We start from the raw sequence: 18,562 nt of genomic DNA, 5'->3' as shown, positions 1-18,562 counted from the left end.
AAGAGCAGCATAAATGACGAAACTTCAGAAGGGTAAAGGAAACGAAATATAAATGAACTCGAAGCTCAACGACCCGCAAGCGGGGGCCCCGAACCCGAAACTCAAAGTTATCTGGTCCGTTACGGTAATAATACTCCTTCTCCTGGGGCTTAATGGTCTTATCAGTGGTTGTTCAAAAGATAAAGGCTCAAGCCCGGTAGCGACAAATAATCCGCCGAATATTCAGGAGTTAACGGCTAATCCGCCCGAGATTGACCTGGGAGGCACCACTATTATTACGGTAAAAGCAGTTGATGAAGACGGAGATGAACTCAGCTACTCGTGGACGGTAAACGGTGAAATACTTCCGGGCGCCGGAGTATCTATTTCCTGGCAAGCCCCCTCTTTTGATTTTGGTTCTTATCAGATAGCGGTGACAGTAAGTGACGGTCAAGATAAGGTAAGTTCGGTGGTAACTGTTACGGTGGGAAAGCCGGCCGGCCTGAGTTTGAGATTGGAGCCGGGCTTAAAACAGGTAAAGGTAGGAGAGAATTTTGATTTAGAGGTTAGAGTAGACGAGGTGGAAGATTTAGCCGCTATTTCCTTCCGGCTTTATTTTGAACCTGTAATAGAGGTAACCGGTGTGGCATGGGGTGATTTCTGGGACACACAGCCCATTCTTCCCCTTAAAAATTTCGAGCAGCCGGGAATGGTCATAGTGGCAGGTGGAATAGCCCAACCCCATAATGGTGAAAAAATATCCAAAGACGGCTCCTGGGGCTTGGCTAAAATTACCTTTTTCGCCCGGACAGAGGGTACCACCTGGTTAACTTTTTACCGGGATACCTTAGCCCTTTATAATCCCTTCTCAAAGCCTGTCTCAGGATTTGACAAAAATACTCTCCCCCTTGGTCAAACCCAGGTGATAGTGAGTCGTTGGTAAATCTTCCGGTGTTAATTAGCTAATCCCAATACTGAGACAAAAAACAGAGGCCAAAGATCGCTTAAAGTTGAATCTTATGCTTTCCCACTTTAAACCGGTACTCTGGCAGCCTGGGAGTCTGGACCAGTCGGCCTGTAGTGCAAAGGTTATGCCAGCTTTGAAGCCACCTAATGATCTTCCAGAGGCCGGATAAACTATAGGTCACTGCATCAGCCTCGGAGCAGAAGGTCTCCATCCGGACCCCCCTGTGTTTTTCACCCCGCCGGCTAATCAGGATCGTATAAAGTCCCAAAGCTCTGGCACCTACGAAATTTTTACTGGGCTTATCTCCCACCACATAGAGGGCCTGGTCAGAAAAAATTTTTAGCTCTGACAGGGATAATTGGTAGGGATATTGAGCCGGTCTACGGTCTTCGCCTCCGTAGTCATCAGTGTAGATGATGGAATTAAAGTAATCAACAATGCCTAAAGCATCTATCTTTTTCCTCTGAGCCTCAGCCCAACCATCGGTTATAATCCCTAACAAGTATCCTTTTTTCTTTAATTTAATCAAGTTGGGCAGACAATCAGGATAAGGATTTATGCGGGGGAGGTGTTCTTGATAAACCTGGACCAACTCCTGAATAAGGCCGTTATTTTGAGGGACATTAAGCACATCCAAAACAAGATTAAAAATATTATTCCCCCTTACACCCGTCTGAAAGATAGTAATCAGGTGGCAATAAACTTCGACCTCATTCAACTCATTGAAGTAGCCGGCAAGATATTTGGCTACCTCAAGAAACCCACTCTCCACATACTCTTTCTCCGGATAGAGGGTATCATCAAGAGAAAAAATTACCGCTTTTATCATCCTTGGTACCTTCGAGTTTTTGATTAAGCCATCAGCTAAATATCCTTGATGGTTATGTTTTATTACTTTTTAGTCTACTCCTACAACATAAAGTATATCATATATATCTTTAGTTGTCAAGTATTGCGTAATAATAATTTTAGTCTATTTTAATATTTATAAGTATTCATATTTAGGCGATGTTCATCGTTTCGGCCATTTATGAAGAGCCCTCTGGCCACCTGGTGTCTGGTGGCCTGGTGTTTCACCAAAAAAAGAGAGGAGACCGTAATAACGGTCTCCTCTCCTGGTCTAATCCAGCTATTCTTTCTGGGTTAGCTAATCAGGGTCAGCACGTTTTGTGGCAGGGCATTAGCCTGGGCCAGCATAGCCGTCGAGGAATTCAGCAGGATCTGATTCTTGACAAAGGCAATACTTTCCTCAGCAAAATCCAGATCCCTGATCCTGGACAGAGAGGCTGTTTGATTTTCATAGGCGATCTCATTGTAGTTCAGCCTGTGCTCCATCTGATTTTGGATGGCGCCAAGATCAGCTCGCTGCATTGAGACCCAGTCAATAGCATCCCTGAGAAGCTGAATGGCACTCTCAGCGGCAAAGGTATTGGTTACCCCGTTTTTTTCCAGGACATCGACCTTCATGGACTGGGTCGAAATAGTGGCAATGTGGGTAACCACAACTTCGTCCTTATTCGCCCCTACATGGAAGACTAAACCCTCTTTGCGCCAGTCGGGGTTGGTGAAGCCATCGGCGTGATACCAGGTTCCTGTCGGCCCGGCCGTGATGTTGGCTGCCTCAAAAAAACCGAAGCCGGAAGTGGAACGATTTTCAGCCAGGAAGAGATCCTCATCCAGATTATCGGCTCTGATCCAGAACTTATCGGCAATGGTATCGTAACCCATAGTTGCCCGGGCCGCCTGAGAGGCGTTGACTTCCTTGATAAGTTCGTTGACCGTATCATACTTGGCAATAGAGAAGGTGGCCTCGTTGATGGTTATAGTCCCGGTGATATACTGGTCAAAGTTGTGGTAAGCATCATTAGTGTAATCACCGGTTGGGGCGCTGCCCTGTCCATCGCCGGAGCCCCAAACTCCTCCTCGCCAGGCCACTGAATAATTTGGATCCTCCGAAGCCTCATTCTGAGACACCCGGCCAAGCTTCCGGCCGGCCGAATCATAGAAAGCCCCATAATTCAGGTTGACCTTGTCCTTGTTCAGGACCTCCCGGACGTTGTTAACCGTCTCTACATCATCCTGGCGAACCTCATAGATACTTTCAGCGAGGGCGTTAGGTATGGGGGCACGAAAGACATTGGAGTGGTTGTAAAAGCTGCCGTTGTAAGAACCGTCCGCATTCTGGGTATTTCCCTCATCATCCAGGAGCTCCACTTCATAGAGGAAATTATTTATGCCCGATACCGCTGAAAGAGTGAGGTCTTTGCCCTCGGTATTAGAAGCAATAGTGAACTCATCATAGGTGCGGTCATAGGAAATAGTGACATCGGCCTCCTTGTTGGTGTTAATGGCATTCATCATCTCTTCGATAGAGGCATAGTCAGCCACCGAGAAGATAACCCCATTAATTCGGAAGCTGCCATCGACATCGTGATCAAATCCACCGTTCTGGGCGGTGAAATCTTTGGTAAGATCAATGATCTTGGTATTTTGAGTTCCTACTGGTATCGAATCATTTTCATCGGCGCCCTCATACTGGCTGATGGCCCTGGCTGTTGGGCCGGGCGGTGGAGTAAGAACGCCCACATCGATGTTGACCAACTGGAAGAACCCATAGTTGCCGCCGGAACCCATATCAGCCAACCGCATAACCTCTCCCGGGGTATCGGAAGTGATAGTAAAGCGGTCGGTCAATACATCATAGCTGATAGTAGCATTGGCCTGTTTAGATTCGTTAATGGCCCGCATAAAATCGTTAACCGAATCATAATCGGTTACGGAGAAAACAGCTCCATTAACAATGACATACCCACCCGGCGTCATTGGTGTGCCCAAAGCCGTCTCAAAACCGGCCTCGGAAAACTTGGCGTAGATATCGATCGTCTTTGAGCTATCGATCACCTGCTCTCCACTGGTCCGTGATGCCTTCCAGGTCCAGGGGGCTGTCTCCGAGAAATCACCGGTAAGCAGCTTCATGGCGTTAAACTCAGCCGCCTCGGCCTGGGCATTAATTGACTCTAATAACTGGTCAACCTCTGCCTGAATCATCTCCCGTTGATCAGATGATTCAGACCCGTTAGCCGATTCAATGGCCAACACCCTCATCCGCTGAAGCATCTCCTGTATCTCGTGCATGCTTGCTTCAGCCGTCTGGATAACACTAATGCCATCCAGGGTATTCCTGATGCCTTGTTCCAGGCCCAGAACCTGTGTATCAATTCGTTGAGAAATGGCCAATCCAGCCGCATCGTCGCTAGCCCGATTGATCCGAAGACCGCTGGACATCTTCTCTAAATTTCTGGCCAAGGCCCGATTGGTTGACATTACATTGCGATGAGAATTAATAGCTGGAACATTATGAACTACTCTCACGTCAATCCCTCCCTGTTAAGGTATTTGTTCCCTCAGACCTCCCGTTCTAAGGGGGCCCTCAGACCAGAGGTCAAATACCTCCCGGTTTTCTAACCCCTGATCTTCGGGCCTTTTTACAAGGTTCTCTCCTTGCGGCTGCCGCCAAAGCTGTCTAATGTCTCCTGCCGGCTAAGATAAATGAGGGGAAAATATAATATGATATATAAAAACCCCATCTTCTAGAGAGATTATGGTTTTGATCAGCCTTCGATGCCAGGCCCGGTCGTACGCCCCGTGCCTGGTTCGACGGCTTGATCCTTCCTGCCAGAGGCGCGCTTTCTCTGGTCTAGGTTAGGAAGAATACCACCCAGACAGCTAACTTCAACAGCCATTACTGGACTCATCTAATGGCGGATGCGGATTTCGGTGGCGATTTGTTAGGGCGAATTGCCGATTAAAAAATCGGCGATGAACCAGGCCCAAAAATCTGCCATCCGAAATCGGTAAAGCCCACTAATCACTGCTGAAGGGCAGAAAAATTGGCTATCACCTCCTATAATTATTAATTGTTAAGGGATGAGTGATAATACACTTCATCCCTTAACTTCACTGCCTGTGGTTAGGCAAGCAGTGTTAATACATTTTGCGGCAAGGTGTTGGCCTGCGCCAACATGGCCGTTGATGAGGAAAGCAGGATCTGGTTCTTAACAAAGTCAATCGTCTCGGTGGAGAAGTCCAGATCTCTGATGCGTGATAGAGCAGATGACTGTTCCTCATGGGCAACTTCATTATAAACTAACTGGTGCTCCATCCGGTTTTGAACAGCTCCCAGATCAGACCTTAGGCGTGAAACGTGGTCAATAGCCTCTCCTAATAGTCTTATGGCGCTCTCAGCGGCAAAAGCATTAGTGACGCCATTTTTTTCCAGGACATCTATACCCAGGGCAGCCGAGCTGACCGTGGCTATATGAGTCACAATGACCTGATCTTTGTTGGCCCCTACATGGAAGAGCAATCCTTCCGGACGCCAATTTTCATTGGGGGCGGTTTGACGTCCGTACGTCCCGGGGGTAATGTTGGCCGTGGTTAAAAATCCATATCCGGATGTTGACTTACTTTCAGCCAGATAGAGGACCCCATCAGGCACGTCGCTTCGGATAATGAACTTATCTTCTAGGTTATCGTAGAAGATAGTTGCCTTGGCCTTATCTGAGGCATTGACGGCCTTCATGAAATCGTTGACTGTATTATAGGCTGACACCGAGAAAGTGGCGTCGTTAATAGTTACGGTTCCAGTAACCGTCTGCTTGAAATTGCCGCCGTTTTCCCAGTCATTCCAGGCCGCCGCCCCTTCCTTAAAGATATCCATATTCGGCCCGTTAGGCAGTATTTCAAAGACACTCCTGGCGGTTGCATTGCTGCTGGGGGAAGGATAATAATTCTGGTCGATCTTAACTGCTTCCAGGAAGTCAACCTCCCCTGTTCTGGCCCCGCCGGCAGAGAGGAGTAAATTCTCTCCTGTCACATCACTTTTGATGGTGAACTCATCGTGGAATGAATCATAGGAGATAGTCACTCCCGCCTGGCTATCGGTGTTGATCGCCTCCATAAAATGCCCGACGGTGGCATAATCAGCTAAGCTGAATTGAACTCCATTGATCCTGACCCAGCCGCTGACCGTATTGTCAAACCCGGCGATGCTGAAGGCCTTAGAAGTGTCAATGATATGTTTGTTAACCGTGTAGTGCTCACCGTCAGCCACCTCTGTTCGGGAGATAGCTTGGGCTACCGGTCCCGGAGCAGCCGAGGTGCCGGTTTCAATATTGGCCACATTAAAGAAGGCCTTGGACATATCAGTGGCTGATTGAGTCAACCTGAGGGCCTCACCAGGTCTGTCACTGAAGATCTTGAAGATATCCAGATCCTTATCGTAAGTTATCGTAACTCCAGCCTTTTCAGATGCATTAACGGCATCCATAAACTCCCTGGTAGAGTCGTAATCGCTTATGGAGAAGATGGCCCCGTTGATGATAACTGAGCCTTGAGGAGTCACCGGCGTGGACTTGCCGGTGACCGCATCATAGGTCTCATAGCCGGCCGTGGAAAATTTGGCATAGATGTCTATTTTACCGGAGCCGGAAGAGGCCTCAAAGGTGCTGAAACAACTGGCCTTGTAGCTAACCGGTTCAGCAGCCGAAAAATCCCCGGTAAGCAACTTCATAGAATTGAATTCAGCTGCTTCAGCCTGGTGGTTGACAGACTCCAAAAGTTGGTCTATCTCAGCCTGGATCATCTCTCGCTGATCCGCTGATTCAGAGCCATTAGCCGACTCAATAGCCAGGACCCTCATTCGTTGGAGCATCTTATGGATCTCATCCATACTGGCCTCAGCCGTTTGAACCACTGAAATACCATCTAACAGGTTTCTGGTGCCCTGCTCAAGTCCCAGAACCTGGGTGTCTATCCGCTGGGCGATGGCCAACCCAGCGGCGTCATCACTGGCCCGATTGATGCGCAAACCTGAAGAAAGTCGCTCCAAGTTCTTGCCCAGGGCCCGGTTTGTCAGCCCTAATTGCCGATGAGCGCTTAGGGCCGGTATGTTATGAATTACTCTCACGTCAATCACCCTCCCTGATGATTATTATTGGGTATTTGTTCTCCGCGCCGTCCCTGGCGCTGGAGGGCACCTAAATTCAGGGGGTAGGGATCAGAGGTTGTGGAATTTAAGATAAATAAAATTATTTAACCTTAAAGATCCCAACCCCTGAATTATTGGCCTTTTTACAAGGTGTTCTCCTTGTGGTTACCGTATCTCCCCTTTAACCAGCCGACCGGCCGACGAATAGTCAGGCTCAATTAACCTCCGTCTGCCCATCGGACTGCCGCCGGCCTCAACCATCTTCTCCCTTTCCTGAGGCAATCCTCCATTTGCGGTCGGAATTTTAGAAGATGTCGCCGTTATTCAGGAATAGTTGAATCCGGACATATCTCACTATCACCTGAATCTCGATTAATACCGGACCTTGATGGGGCACTCCAGCAACCGCTACTGAACTCGGGGTTCCTCCCTGAAGCACCAAGCCCACTAGCGGTTGCTGAAGTATCGGTTCCCTCCCAATTTTATTTATTATTAAGTATTAAGTAGAATCAGATTTGATTAAAAAATTAACCTCCTTTCCTGGTGATTGAACCAGGGGAAAGTGGAAGCCACTCCCCCTGAATATAAAAAGAACGATTCTCAATATATCTCATGCTACCATTCCCCGAGTTGAGATTGCCGGGGGTCTGATCCCTGGTTGGTTGTCTGGTCTCTGGTCGTCTGGTAATTAGTTCACTCACCTTAAACACCAAACCACCAGGCCAACCAGACTACCTAATCTAAATTCGCTCACAGTGTCCGGCCCTGTGGCGAGTTATGGAGATTAATCTGTCTTAACTTCGGAATAAATAAATCCGCGGAACCTTATTCTTTATTATCCTGATTAAGACGATTACCGGGGATGCTGAGTCCCTTCCAGCAACCGCTACTGAACTCGGGATTCCTCCTTGAAACTCCCAAGTCCACTAGCGGTGGCTGAAAATTATCAGCCGGAGATTATTGAGCTCGAGACTCGATGCTCGAGGCTCGAGGCTCGAGGCTCGATCCTCGTGTTTATTGAGATTAGCACCCTGATTTATCGGGGTGATGCGAACAAAGACAACATAATAGTAAACCGTAACCGCTTTAGCGGTTTTAAATGAAAGGTAACCGTTCAGCCACAGATGCACACAGATGAAACACGGAAAATCCGTGAGCCGTGTCCGTGATTCGGGTCTGTCCTTAGGCTGTAGGGACAACCCTTGTGGTTGTCCGTCTACGGAACGGACATGGACAAGCACGGACAGGGACAAGCCCTGTCCCTACACTTCCGCCTTCTGTCCTGTGTTATTTATCCGTGCTAATCCGTGCAGCTATACCTGAACGGTTACAACGAAAGATTCTAACCGGACAGGTCGATAAATTTGATGCGATTGCCCTGATCCAGCATCCAGCATCCAGCCTCGAGCATCCAGCCTCCAGCATCGAGCATCCAGCCTCGAGCATCGAGCATCCACATCGAGCATCCAGCATCAAGCATCGAGCATCGAGGATCGAGCATCGAGTATCGAGCATCGAGTATCGAGCATCGAGCATCCAGCATCGAGTATCGAGCATCGAGGATCGAGGTATTAGCTTAACAACTGTAAGACACTCTGAGGCATCAGATTGGCCTGAGCCAACATAGCCGTTCCAGCTTGAGCCAATATCTGGTTTCGGGTAAAAAGCGATGTCTCGCTGGCCATATCAAGATCACGAATCCTGGCTTCCGAAGCAGTCATTTCCTCATGGGCTATTTCCACAAAGTTCAAGGTGTGTTCTAGTCGGTTTTGATAGGCGCCTAAATTGGACCGCAGAACCGAAACCTGATCAATCGCCTTCTGGAATTTTTTGATAGCGCTCTCCGCCCTCTCTCTGGTAGTTAACCCAAGCTCCTTCAACATATCGATTTTCAGCCCCGCCGTGGTCATAGTCTGAATATGCACACTGAAGGTCTCATTTTTATTAGCCCCCACGTGAAGCACCAGACTCCCTTGCCATTCCTCAAAGCCATCAGGCACAGCCGGTTTAGTTGTCCCGATGGCCATATTGATTTCCTTGAAGAAGGTGCTGCCTGCCGAGGAAGCCACCTCGGCAAGTCTAAGATTCTCACCAGGCGTATCTCTTCTGATAATAAATTGATCAGTGCTCTTATCATAGGTCATGGTTACATCAGCCGCCTCATTCCTATTGACCTCGTCTATAAACTCCTGAACGGTTTTGTAATCGGCTATAGAGAAGATTTGACCATTAATGATGGCCACCCCTCCGATATCTTTTCCTCGGAAGTTGTCAGCGGCAAATCCTTTATCTACATCAACATAGGTTCCATCAAGCTTGACCCTTTCCGTGCTCGTTTTTGCGGCGGTCAGACTGGGGGCAAGGTAAAGGAGGGGTTGTATGCCTACGGCGGTAAAGAATCCAACCTCGTCGGCTGTCCCGGCAGAGGTGGTTTCCTCTAAGCGAAGATCCTGACCCGGCGTATCTGTGCGGATAGTAAACTGATCGGTCTCGGCATCATAACGGATAGTGGCATCGGCCCTTTCAGACTCATTGATGGCCTTCATAAATTGCAAGACACTACTGTATTTGGCAATGCTGAATTTTTCTCCGTTAACCGTTACCGTTCCGGTAACTGAGAGATCAAACCCGGCCGAGGAAAAAGGCTTAGTAATGTCGATAATGTTGTTATTGGTTATGTAGTCGGCATCTGTTCCGGCGAGGGCGGCTTGATAGCGGGTGATGGCCGTAGCGGCGTGGTCAAAGATGGCCGGGGTCGTGCCTGACTCGATCTTGGCCATAGTCAGGAACCCATGTCCCTCTGTGACCGGCTTTTCTATGAGAGTCAGGTTCTCCTCGATTTCCTTGCTCTGGAAGATAAATTTATCAGCACTCTTATCGTATTCTAAGGTTACGCCGGCCTCCTGGGAGGCATTAACGGCCTCGATAAATTCTCTAACCGAGGAATAATCGGCTAAAGAAAAGGTGACCCCATTAACGATGATGGCGCCATTGGGGGTGCCCCCATCAAAACCGGCCGTAGAAAAACGGGCATTGAGGTCTATCCGGGCTGTTCCTTTCACGACCTCCCTCTGGCTGGCATTCTGAGTCAGTGGGTAAGGTGAGTCCTTTGAAAAATTACCAGTAAATAATTTTAAGGTATTAAACTGGACCGACTCGGCCATCCGGTCAATCTCATCCAGTATTTGATCGACCTCTACCTGCACCATGCTTCTGTCGTCGTCAGTGTAGCTCCCATTAGCCACCTGCACGGATAGAACTCTCATCCGCTGAAGCATCTTGTGGACTTCTTCCAGTCCGGCTTCGGCAGTTTGGACGACCGATATCCCATCCATAGTGTTTCTAAGGCCTTGATCAAGGCCATTTATCTGAGAACGAAACTTTTCTGAAACCGCCAGCCCAGCCGCATCGTCAGCCGCCCGATTGATCCGGTAACCGCTGGATAACTTTTCTATATTTTCATTTATCATTTCATTAGTAATCCGCAAATGCCGTTGGGCAAAGATGGCACTAATATTATGCATTATTCTCATTATTTCTCATCCTCCCTGATGTTTCCCTGGTCCTCCCTGTCCAGGGGCCTGGCTGATAGAATTAAGAATTAATTATTAAAAATATATCAACCTTTAAAAAATGTCTAAATAAAATCCCCTTTATCTCCGATAATAATAATAGAGGCTAACACATTAAAGGAGACGGTCCTTAAGAAAAAGGAATTTGAAGATTAAGGGTAAAGTTTTCCAGCCAGGAATTTATTATTCCTCATAGATCAATAGATAGATTCCCCTCCAAATTTCCGGTTCTTAACACCTCCTTTCTAAATTTAGTTCATAAGCTGTCAACCGGCGCGGAGACAGACACAAACCAAGTAGTTAATAAAAAAGCCTACCCAACAGGGTGTGTACCCTTATTGGATAGGCCTATATTATCCTCCTCCAAATAATTTACTTAGTCCCTTCTCTCGTCATCCCTGACAGGAGACTAAGTAAGTAAAGTCACATCCCTGTCTGCCTATTTATCACCTCCCAGTTTTATTTTCTTGTTTTTTATTCCTTACGCCTTAAGCTGGTCTCTTGATTTTCCCCATTTCAAGGTGACCAACTTACATTTTCCCGTTACGTTCTATTTATCTTATCGACCAAAAGCATAGATTTATTTAAGGATATTTCAAAAGAAATATGGACGTTATAAGCAATTAGCTTATTATTCCGTCTATTTAAATACTAATATAGCCTTTTTTCTTTAAATTAAAATATTCTATTCTCATCACTATCCTCTATCAGACCTTGATTATTCGCCGTTAGTGAAAAAACACCTTGACAGGGGAAAGGTATTATATTATGATGTAACTATTCAGCCACGGATTAACACGGATAAAATAATTAAAAGCAACAAAAAAGGAGTGGGCTTACTTATCAATTTTGGAAGGGAAAAGGTTGAATTTAACAATTTTTTCTCAAATATATCCGGGAGTCAAATGACCTGATAGGTGTTCCCAATGAGGGCTGAGTAGTTACGATTTCAGGTGGTGCGATGATTTCCAATAAGCATCTGGCCCTAAAGGCCTTTACTACTAAAATATTAGATAACCCTATTGCTTCTTCGGTAGCCGGGATATATCTATTTGGCAGTGTAGCCAGAGGGGAAGAAGATGAAGGGAGCGATATTGATCTGATTGTAATCGGAACGGATCGCCTAAGAACGATTCAAGAGCTATGCCATGAAATTTCCTTTGATCTGGCCATCGAATATAAGGAAAGCATTGAACCGCTGGTTTACTGTATAGAGGAATATAGACATCCGCCTTCATACTTTCTCTATTCGGCTACTCGTTATGGGAAGGAGATTTATCAGATGGAAAGAGAAGAATTAAAGAAAAAGGAAGCCTTTAATTTATTGGAACTGGCTAAAGAGTATCTACGTTCGGCGGAGGTCAACTTACATGAAGGTCAATATCGGGCATGTGTAGACCTTTCTTATAATAGCGCTGAACTCGTAGTCAAGGGACTAATTTTATTAAAACAGGATATATTGCCTCAATCTCACGGTGGTGTTGTCGGTCGGTTTGGAGAGATATACGTCAAAACGGGGATATTGCCACCTCATTTGGGACGAAACTTGAATAATAGTCTGGAACAAAGAAACAAAGCCAGATATGACTGGCATGCCGAGATTGATAAAGATAAGGCTCAAAAAGTAATAAACTTGGCTCAAGAATTAATCGAGATCCTGGAAAAAGCGAGTGGCGAAGCATAGAGAGGCTAAAAATGAATTTAGAATCCGAAATCCCGGGTACCCACGAAGTGGGTGCGAAATCCGAAATCCGAAATCCGAAATCCGAAATGGGTAAGGACTACCCCTTTGAGGAAATTGAGACCAAATGGCAGAGATATTGGGAGAAACAGGGACTCTTTAAGACGAAAGTTGATCCTGATAAACCCAAGTATTATTGCCTGGAGATGTTTCCCTACCCTTCGGGCCGCATCCACATGGGCCATGTGCGAAATTATACTATCGGAGATGCCCTGGCCAGATTCAAGATTATGCAGGGCTATAATGTCCTTCATCCGATGGGTTGGGATGCCTTTGGCCTGCCGGCTGAAAATGCTGCCCTGGATCAACGCCTCCGGCCGGCTAAATGGACCATTGAAAATATTAACTATATGAGTAATCAGTTGCAGCGTCTGGGGTTTGCTTACGATTGGGATTGTGAGATCGCTACCTGCGGGGAAGATTACTACCGCTGGAATCAGTGGTTTTTCCTGAAATTCTACGAGCGAGGGCTGGTTTACCGAAAAGAAGCCGCGGTTAACTGGTGTCCGAGCTGCTTAACGGTTTTGGCCAATGAACAGGTGATCGGAGGTCTCTGCTGGCGATGCGACTCGGCGGTTACCCAGCGTCAACTGGCTCAGTGGTTTTTTAAGATCACGGCTTATGCCGATGCCCTATTAGAAGACCACTCTCTGCTGGGTGATTGGCCGGAGAGGGTCCTGACGATGCAGCAGAACTGGATCGGTAAAAGTAAGGGCGTGGAGATCTATTTCAAAGTCGTTGACCAGCCCGGGTACCCACGAAGTGGGTGCGACATCCGCCTTCCGTCTTCAGAAATCCCTGTCTTTACCACCCGTCCGGATACCATCTTTGGAGCCACCTACGTGGTTCTGGCCCCCCTACACCCCCTGCTGCCTCAATTAATCAAAGGACTCCCTACGGAAAAAAAAGTATGGGAATTTGTTGACCGCTGGAAAGGACGTGATCCGGCCGAGATAGAACTTTCCAAAGAAGGCATACTCACGGGTCGAACCGCTCTTAACCCGGTTAATGGTGAGGAAATACCTATCTGGGTGGCCAACTATGTCCTGATGGAATATGGCACTGGGGCTATTATGGCGGTGCCTACCCACGATCAGAGGGATTTTGAATTTGCCAAAGCCCACCACCTTCCCATGCGGGTAGTTATCCAGCCCTCGGGGCAGGAGCTGTCAGTAGATAGCATGAAAGAGGCTTATGAAGAAGCGGGATTTTTGGTTAATTCGGCCCAATTTGATGGGATGCCCAGTAAGGAAGCCATCGGGGCCATTATTGACTGGATGGAGTCCGAAGGTATGGGTAAGGCCACCATCCATTACCGTCTCCGGGATTGGCTTGTCTCCAGACAGAGATACTGGGGCACACCCATACCCATTATCTACTGTCCGAAGTGTGGCCCAGTGCCGGTGCCGGAGGAGGATCTACCCGTCAAGTTGCCCGACCTTAATATATATGAAGAGGCTCAATCCCATCTTTATAAAATAGACGACTTTGTTCAAACGGAGTGCCCTCAATGTGGCGGCCCGGCCAAAAGAGAGACCGATACAATGGACACCTTTGTTGATTCATCCTGGTATTTTGCCAGGTTTGTCGATCCGCACCAGACTAAGGTGCCCTTTGATCGAACTAAGGCTAACTACTGGCTTCCGGTGGATCAATACATCGGCGGCATAGAACATGCCATTCTTCATCTTCTCTATGCCCGCTTCTTCACCAAGGTTATGTACGACTTAAAACTCTTGACCCCCAAGGAACCTTTTACCAATCTACTCACGCAGGGCATGGTCATCAAGGATGGGGCCAAGATGTCTAAATCAAAAGGCAATGTGGTAGACCCGGGAGATATTATTGAAAAATACGGGGCTGATACAGTCAGGGTCTTTATCTTATTTGCCTCCCCTCCGGAGCGTGACCTCGATTGGAGTGACCGGGGAGTAGAAGGGGCCTTCCGGTTTTTAAGGAGGGTAAATCGGTTAGTTGACTCTAATCTCAAGCTCCTCAGAGAAGCAGCCGTCTCCCTTCCTGATCAACTTAGCCCCACCGAACAAAGGCTGCATAGATTTACTCACCAAACGATTAAACGGGTAAGTGAAGATATTAGTCGGCGCTTTCAATTTAACACGGCTATTGCGGCTATTATGGAATTGGTTAATGAGGTCTACCAGGTCGAGTCAATCAATTCGGCTGTATTCAAGGAGACCATAGAGGCTATTATCCTGCTTCTCTCTCCCTTTGCCCCACATCTGGCTGAAGATCTATGGGAAAGAATAGGCCACCGGCCCAGTGTGCTCCAACAACCCTGGCCCCAGTTTGATCCGGCGGTGATAGTTGAAGAAGAGATACTGATTATTGTTCAGGTCAAGGGCAAGTTGAGAGGGAAAATCAAGGTTAGAGCTGATGCCTCTGAAGAAGAGATCAAGGCCGCTGCCCTGGCTGATGAAAATGTAGCCCGCTTTATTTCAGGCCAAGAAATAAGAAAATTGATCTATGTGCCTAAGAAGATAGTAAATATCGTGGTCTGAAAATGATAAGGGATTTATTTTTGAGTCATTCGCAGCAGGATCAAACTTACTAAATTAATCACCGCTGTAAAGAAAGCGGTCCAAATTAAACCCAGGAGCGGGATCAGGACAAGACTGATCAGGCCCGCTCCCAGACAGGCCCCAAAAAGGTCGGCGCCATAAACCAATCCGGTAGTTTTGGCTATCCCACCCTCTTCCCAACAAGCTTCACAGGCCAGAGGAAATTGAAGACCCCCAACCAGTCCGGCCACAAGGGGCAGAAGGATAAAGATAAATTCTCCACCCCTGATTTTAGCCAGTCCCAAGAAAACAAAAGGCAGTAAAAAAGAATAAATAACTACTACCAGTTGGATCCCAGTTAGTCTTTCGAGGGCGGATTTCACACCCACTTTGTGGGTACCCGGGATTTCGGCTAGTTCTTCTTCTGATTTCTGCCTTCCGCCTTCTGTCTTCTGTCTTCTGACCCACCATCCTCCCAGAGCAAGGCCGGCCATAAAGAGGGCCATAATAAGCCCCAGTCGGTAATAAACGTAGCCATAAATTGCCTGATGGGCCAGGATGATAATTATCTGAAAGGCAATCTCGGCTAAACCTGTGGTGGCCACTGCCGTAATAACCGGGAGTCTTCGACGAAACCGAAAAGCCAGCGGCAGCATAATAACTAAAAAAAAAGGTACTGCCAAAAAAGGGAGTTCAGGTCCCATCCGGGAAAGAGCGGTAATAATGGGCTGAAGCGATGAGGGGAAATGAGTTCCCCAAGTAAGAAGGTAATAAAGATAACCAATAGGCGTAAAATCAGAATTTGTTCGGATGGTTCCGAGGGCGGAAGGGAAGATCCGAAATCCCGGGTACCTACAAAGTGGGTGCGAAATAGGCTCAGTTAAAGTGCGTTGGAGATAAGCTATCCTATCAGGCGTCAGTCTGGAGGGGAGATAAGCCTCTGAGATATATCTTGTCTCTATTTTTCTCTTTTTAAGTCTCTCTATCAATTTACCTGGATTTAAGGTCAAATCAATAGTCTCGCTGGCCAAAAAGTAATTCGTGTCTCCAGGAATAACAATTACCCTGGTAAAACTCAGCTTCAAGGTGGTAAAGATACAAGAGAGAAGTTGCTGCAGCTCGGGATTGATATAGTTTTCAGAGGAAGTCAGTCCAAAGGCAATAAGGCCGGCCGGCCGGAGCGCCTGTTTGGCCTCCTCAAAGAATTCTTGAGAATAAAAGCGATTAATCTGGGCCGTAGAGGGATCAGGCAGATTAACCAGGATGACGTCGTAGCGCTGTTTAGTTTGCTTGATGAAAAAGCGGCCGTCAACGTGTCTTAGCCTGACCCGTCTATCTTCCAGGGCCTGGAGGTCTTCCGGCGGAAGTATCCGGCGGGATAGCTCAATCACCAGGGGATCAAGTTCCAGATAATCGATCTCTTTTACAGGATACTTAAGAATCTCAAGAAGGGCGCCACCTACGCCTCCGCCGATCAAAAGTATCTTTTGGGGATTGGGATGCTGGAGAAGGGCCGGATGAACTAATTCCTCAGACCTAATCCGATCCCGGGTGGTAAACATAAGGCCTCCATTCTCATAGAAGCTGAATTCATCCCCCAATCGGATAATTGAAACACGACCATAAATAGAGTCCTGAGTCTTGACCAGTTCCAAATTCCGCCATCGGAAAGATTGTGAAATATCTTCCATCCTTTCGGCCATTATTAAAAATCCCAATAGAATGACGAGCCCAAGGGTAAAAGTCCCGACCTTAAGACCGAATCGCATCTCGCTTCTTGTTAGCAGGAAAAAAGCCGAGATCAAATTAAGTAAGCTAAGGTAGATGATGATATGGAGCGGCAAGATTAATGGGATAAGCAGACTGAAAATCAAGCCGCCCCCGCTTGCCCCTAAGGCCTCCAGAATGTAAACCGAAGTAACCCACCGCCTTGCGGATGGCGGATCGTCCCGATGGCGGAGGGTGCACCCACTTCGTGGGTACGCGGGATGACGGAATGCGGATTGCGGATTTCGGATTTCGGATTTTCCAATCCGCAATCCGAAATCCGCAATCCGAAATGGAGATGTCTTTCCCCTGCAGGCTAAGATAAACTGAAGACCAAGGAGGCTTGACAGGGGGGCTGGTGAAAGCAAGGCCAGGAGGATCATAAACCGGGGGTCAATCATTTCGCCGGGGAGGAGGTCAGGAAATAACCCTCTGACCCTGACCAGGATAATAACCGCGGGCAAGGCCACGGAAATGATTATTTGAGCCATTCCCAGGGCCAGGTGGGGTCGTCTCAATTTATCAACCCACGGGCTGGGCAGACTGCTGCCTACGCCTGCCCAAAAAAGCCAGGAGGCCAGAGTTAAACCGATTAAAAGCTCATTCCCACCGACCGCGGCCATGAGTTCTCTCAAGAGGATGACTTGAGAGACCATGGAAGTAAGGCCAATGAGTAAGATAGAAAGGAACATAACGTCTTAGTGCCTATCCCAAAAGCAGCCCACAGCCGTGCCGGCTGTGAATATGACCCCAGGCGAGACGCTCCATGTCAATCCGTCTCATCCGTGTAATCCGTGTGCTATTATTGGTAGTCTTTGTGTCTTTGTGCCTTAATGGCTGAGTAGTTACTATTACACTATAAATTCTTAAATTTGTCAAGAGGAATCCGACGATGTGGACAACGGACTCTATTCCGACTGGCCGAAACGTGGTTGCCCTGTTGTTGCCCAGAGAATAGTAATAGTTTTCTCATTCGCAGTAGAGATCTAACCGCACAGGTCGAATTTTTTTTTCTTGACATTGTCATATAAATGTCATATAATTGTAATATGATAGTTTTTGACTCCTCTACAATCATTCTCCTTACTAAGATAGAGATTTTAGATGCATTTCTCTTAAATTTCCCGGATAGAACTTTGGTTTCCCTAAAAATTAAATTAGAGGTAGAAAAAGGGAAAAGGGAAGATACGCATTTGATCGCTAAGTTGATTAAAGAGAAAAGAATCGAGGTTTTAAGACCAAAACAGATCAATCTCATCCAAAAACTTATGGAAGATTTTAATATAGATGTAGGTGAGGCAGAAGCATTAACGCTTGCTCTTCAAGAAAAGAATTGTATAATTGCCACAGATGATAGAAATGCCATAAAGGCATGCAAAGCCTTAAGGTTAGATTTTGTTACAGCAATTGCTGTCTTAATAAGAGTGTTTGAAAAGAGGCTAATTGATAGAAATGAAGCCCTTATAAGACTTAAAAAACTTCAATCTATTGGCAGATATAAGGAAACAATAATTGAAGATGCAATGAACCAAATTAGAGGAGGTGGGTAAAGATGGCCCCTAAGACCCTGAGTATACGCATAAAGGGCGAGGATTATGACTTCCTTTCCTTTCTTGCAAAAGAAGAAAAAGAGGATATTTCAAAGTCTGTAAGGGAACTTCTTGAGTGGGGAAGAATAATGCTTGCCATAGAAAAGTATAAAAAACAAGAGGCATCCATTGAAAAATCTGCAAAGATAGCCGGTGTTTCTATCTCAAAGATGATGGAGATCCTCAAAGGATACGGGATTGAGGCAAACTTAGAATATGAGGATTACTTAAAAGGGCTAAAGAACCTAAGAAAACTCTGGTAAAAAGTAGACAGTACGACAAAAAAGGACTGAATGGTTATAATTATTTTATCTGTGTTAATCCGTGGCTGCTGTCTCATTTTCTTAGTTGACAATATGGCGAGAAAAGTGTAGAATAAAATAGGGTCTGATAGAACAAGGCTTACGGCTACAGAGTTTACTAAAGGGATTAGCCTTAC

12 protein-coding genes are annotated in these 18,562 nt (G+C 46.8%); 6 read left to right on the top strand and 6 right to left on the bottom strand.

Annotation, left to right across the window (positions count from 1 at the left end; all coding sequences use genetic code 11):
* Positions 1-52: 52 nt before the first annotated feature.
* Complete coding sequence (locus tag AB1797_00180) at positions 53-922, top strand: hypothetical protein (protein MEW5766031.1); 870 nt, start codon at positions 53-55, stop codon at positions 920-922.
* A 61-nt stretch (positions 923-983) separates the two neighbouring features.
* On the opposite strand, the gene AB1797_00175 is transcribed toward AB1797_00180, so the two are convergent.
* The 3 genes from AB1797_00175 to AB1797_00165 all read right to left on the bottom strand — a co-directional run bounded on the left by AB1797_00175 (position 984) and on the right by AB1797_00165 (position 6,914).
* A complete protein-coding gene (locus tag AB1797_00175; GenBank protein MEW5766030.1) occupies positions 984-1,775 on the bottom strand; it encodes an HAD hydrolase-like protein in 792 nt (263 codons plus the stop codon).
* Between the two features lie 314 nt (positions 1,776-2,089).
* Entirely contained in the window at positions 2,090-4,318 is a 2,229-nt protein-coding gene (locus AB1797_00170; protein MEW5766029.1) for a flagellin, read from the bottom strand.
* Positions 4,319-4,916: 598 nt separating this feature from the next.
* Positions 4,917-6,914 (bottom strand): flagellin, encoded by a 1,998-nt coding sequence (locus AB1797_00165; protein MEW5766028.1) that lies wholly within the window; start codon positions 6,912-6,914, stop codon positions 4,917-4,919.
* 953 nt (positions 6,915-7,867) lie between these two features.
* Here AB1797_00165 and AB1797_00160 point away from each other — a divergent pair.
* A complete protein-coding gene (locus tag AB1797_00160; protein MEW5766027.1) occupies positions 7,868-8,038 on the top strand; it encodes a hypothetical protein in 171 nt (56 codons plus the stop codon).
* Between the two features lie 239 nt (positions 8,039-8,277).
* Here the strand turns inward: AB1797_00160 and AB1797_00155 are convergent, their stop codons facing one another.
* A complete protein-coding gene (locus AB1797_00155; protein MEW5766026.1) occupies positions 8,278-8,478 on the bottom strand; it encodes a hypothetical protein in 201 nt (66 codons plus the stop codon).
* Between the two features lie 28 nt (positions 8,479-8,506).
* Positions 8,507-10,468 carry a flagellin gene (locus tag AB1797_00150; GenBank protein ID MEW5766025.1) on the bottom strand — a complete coding sequence of 654 codons (1,962 nt, stop codon included), beginning with the start codon at positions 10,466-10,468 and terminating at the stop codon, positions 8,507-8,509.
* A 1,000-nt stretch (positions 10,469-11,468) separates the two neighbouring features.
* Between AB1797_00150 and AB1797_00145 the strand changes: the two genes are divergently transcribed.
* Both AB1797_00145 and leuS read left to right on the top strand, forming a co-directional pair.
* Positions 11,469-12,191 (top strand): HEPN domain-containing protein, encoded by a 723-nt coding sequence (locus tag AB1797_00145; GenBank protein ID MEW5766024.1) that lies wholly within the window; start codon positions 11,469-11,471, stop codon positions 12,189-12,191.
* 86 nt (positions 12,192-12,277) lie between these two features.
* Positions 12,278-14,767 (top strand): leucine--tRNA ligase, encoded by a 2,490-nt coding sequence (gene leuS / locus AB1797_00140; protein ID MEW5766023.1) that lies wholly within the window; start codon positions 12,278-12,280, stop codon positions 14,765-14,767.
* Positions 14,768-14,781: 14 nt separating this feature from the next.
* Here the strand turns inward: leuS and AB1797_00135 are convergent, their stop codons facing one another.
* Complete coding sequence (locus AB1797_00135) at positions 14,782-17,226, bottom strand: hypothetical protein (GenBank protein MEW5766022.1); 2,445 nt, start codon at positions 17,224-17,226, stop codon at positions 14,782-14,784.
* A gap of 357 nt (positions 17,227-17,583) precedes the next feature.
* On the opposite strand from AB1797_00135, the gene AB1797_00130 reads away from it, so the two are divergent.
* Together AB1797_00130 and AB1797_00125 are read left to right on the top strand one after the other, a co-directional pair.
* Positions 17,584-18,084, top strand: a complete 501-nt coding sequence (locus tag AB1797_00130; protein MEW5766021.1) for a hypothetical protein — start codon at positions 17,584-17,586, stop codon at positions 18,082-18,084.
* 2 nt (positions 18,085-18,086) lie between these two features.
* Entirely contained in the window at positions 18,087-18,386 is a 300-nt protein-coding gene (locus tag AB1797_00125; protein ID MEW5766020.1) for a UPF0175 family protein, read from the top strand.
* The last annotated feature ends 176 nt before the right edge of the window (positions 18,387-18,562 follow it).

It is taken from the genome of bacterium (assembly GCA_040753085.1).
Lineage (GTDB): Bacteria > UBA9089 > JASEGY01 > JASEGY01 > JASEGY01 > JASEGY01.
The sequence above is the reverse complement of the archived record's forward strand: the minus strand, read 5'-3'. Positions and strand labels throughout refer to the sequence as shown.

Bases quoted from the DNA above. Each gene is read 5' to 3' on its own strand.
- AB1797_00180 (MEW5766031.1), top strand. From the start codon at position 53: ATGAACTCGAAGCTCAACGACCCGCAAGCGGGGGCCCCGAACCCGAAA.
- AB1797_00175 (MEW5766030.1), bottom strand. From the start codon at position 1,775: ATGATAAAAGCGGTAATTTTTTCTCTTGATGATACCCTCTATCCGGAG.
- AB1797_00155 (MEW5766026.1), bottom strand. From the start codon at position 8,478: ATGCTGGATGCTCGATGCTCGATACTCGATGCTCGATACTCGATGCTC.
- AB1797_00150 (MEW5766025.1), bottom strand. From the start codon at position 10,468: ATGAGAATAATGCATAATATTAGTGCCATCTTTGCCCAACGGCATTTG.
- AB1797_00145 (MEW5766024.1), top strand. From the start codon at position 11,469: ATGATTTCCAATAAGCATCTGGCCCTAAAGGCCTTTACTACTAAAATA.
- leuS (MEW5766023.1), top strand. From the start codon at position 12,278: ATGGGTAAGGACTACCCCTTTGAGGAAATTGAGACCAAATGGCAGAGA.
- AB1797_00135 (MEW5766022.1), bottom strand. From the start codon at position 17,226: ATGTTCCTTTCTATCTTACTCATTGGCCTTACTTCCATGGTCTCTCAA.
- AB1797_00130 (MEW5766021.1), top strand. From the start codon at position 17,584: ATGATAGTTTTTGACTCCTCTACAATCATTCTCCTTACTAAGATAGAG.
- AB1797_00125 (MEW5766020.1), top strand. From the start codon at position 18,087: ATGGCCCCTAAGACCCTGAGTATACGCATAAAGGGCGAGGATTATGAC.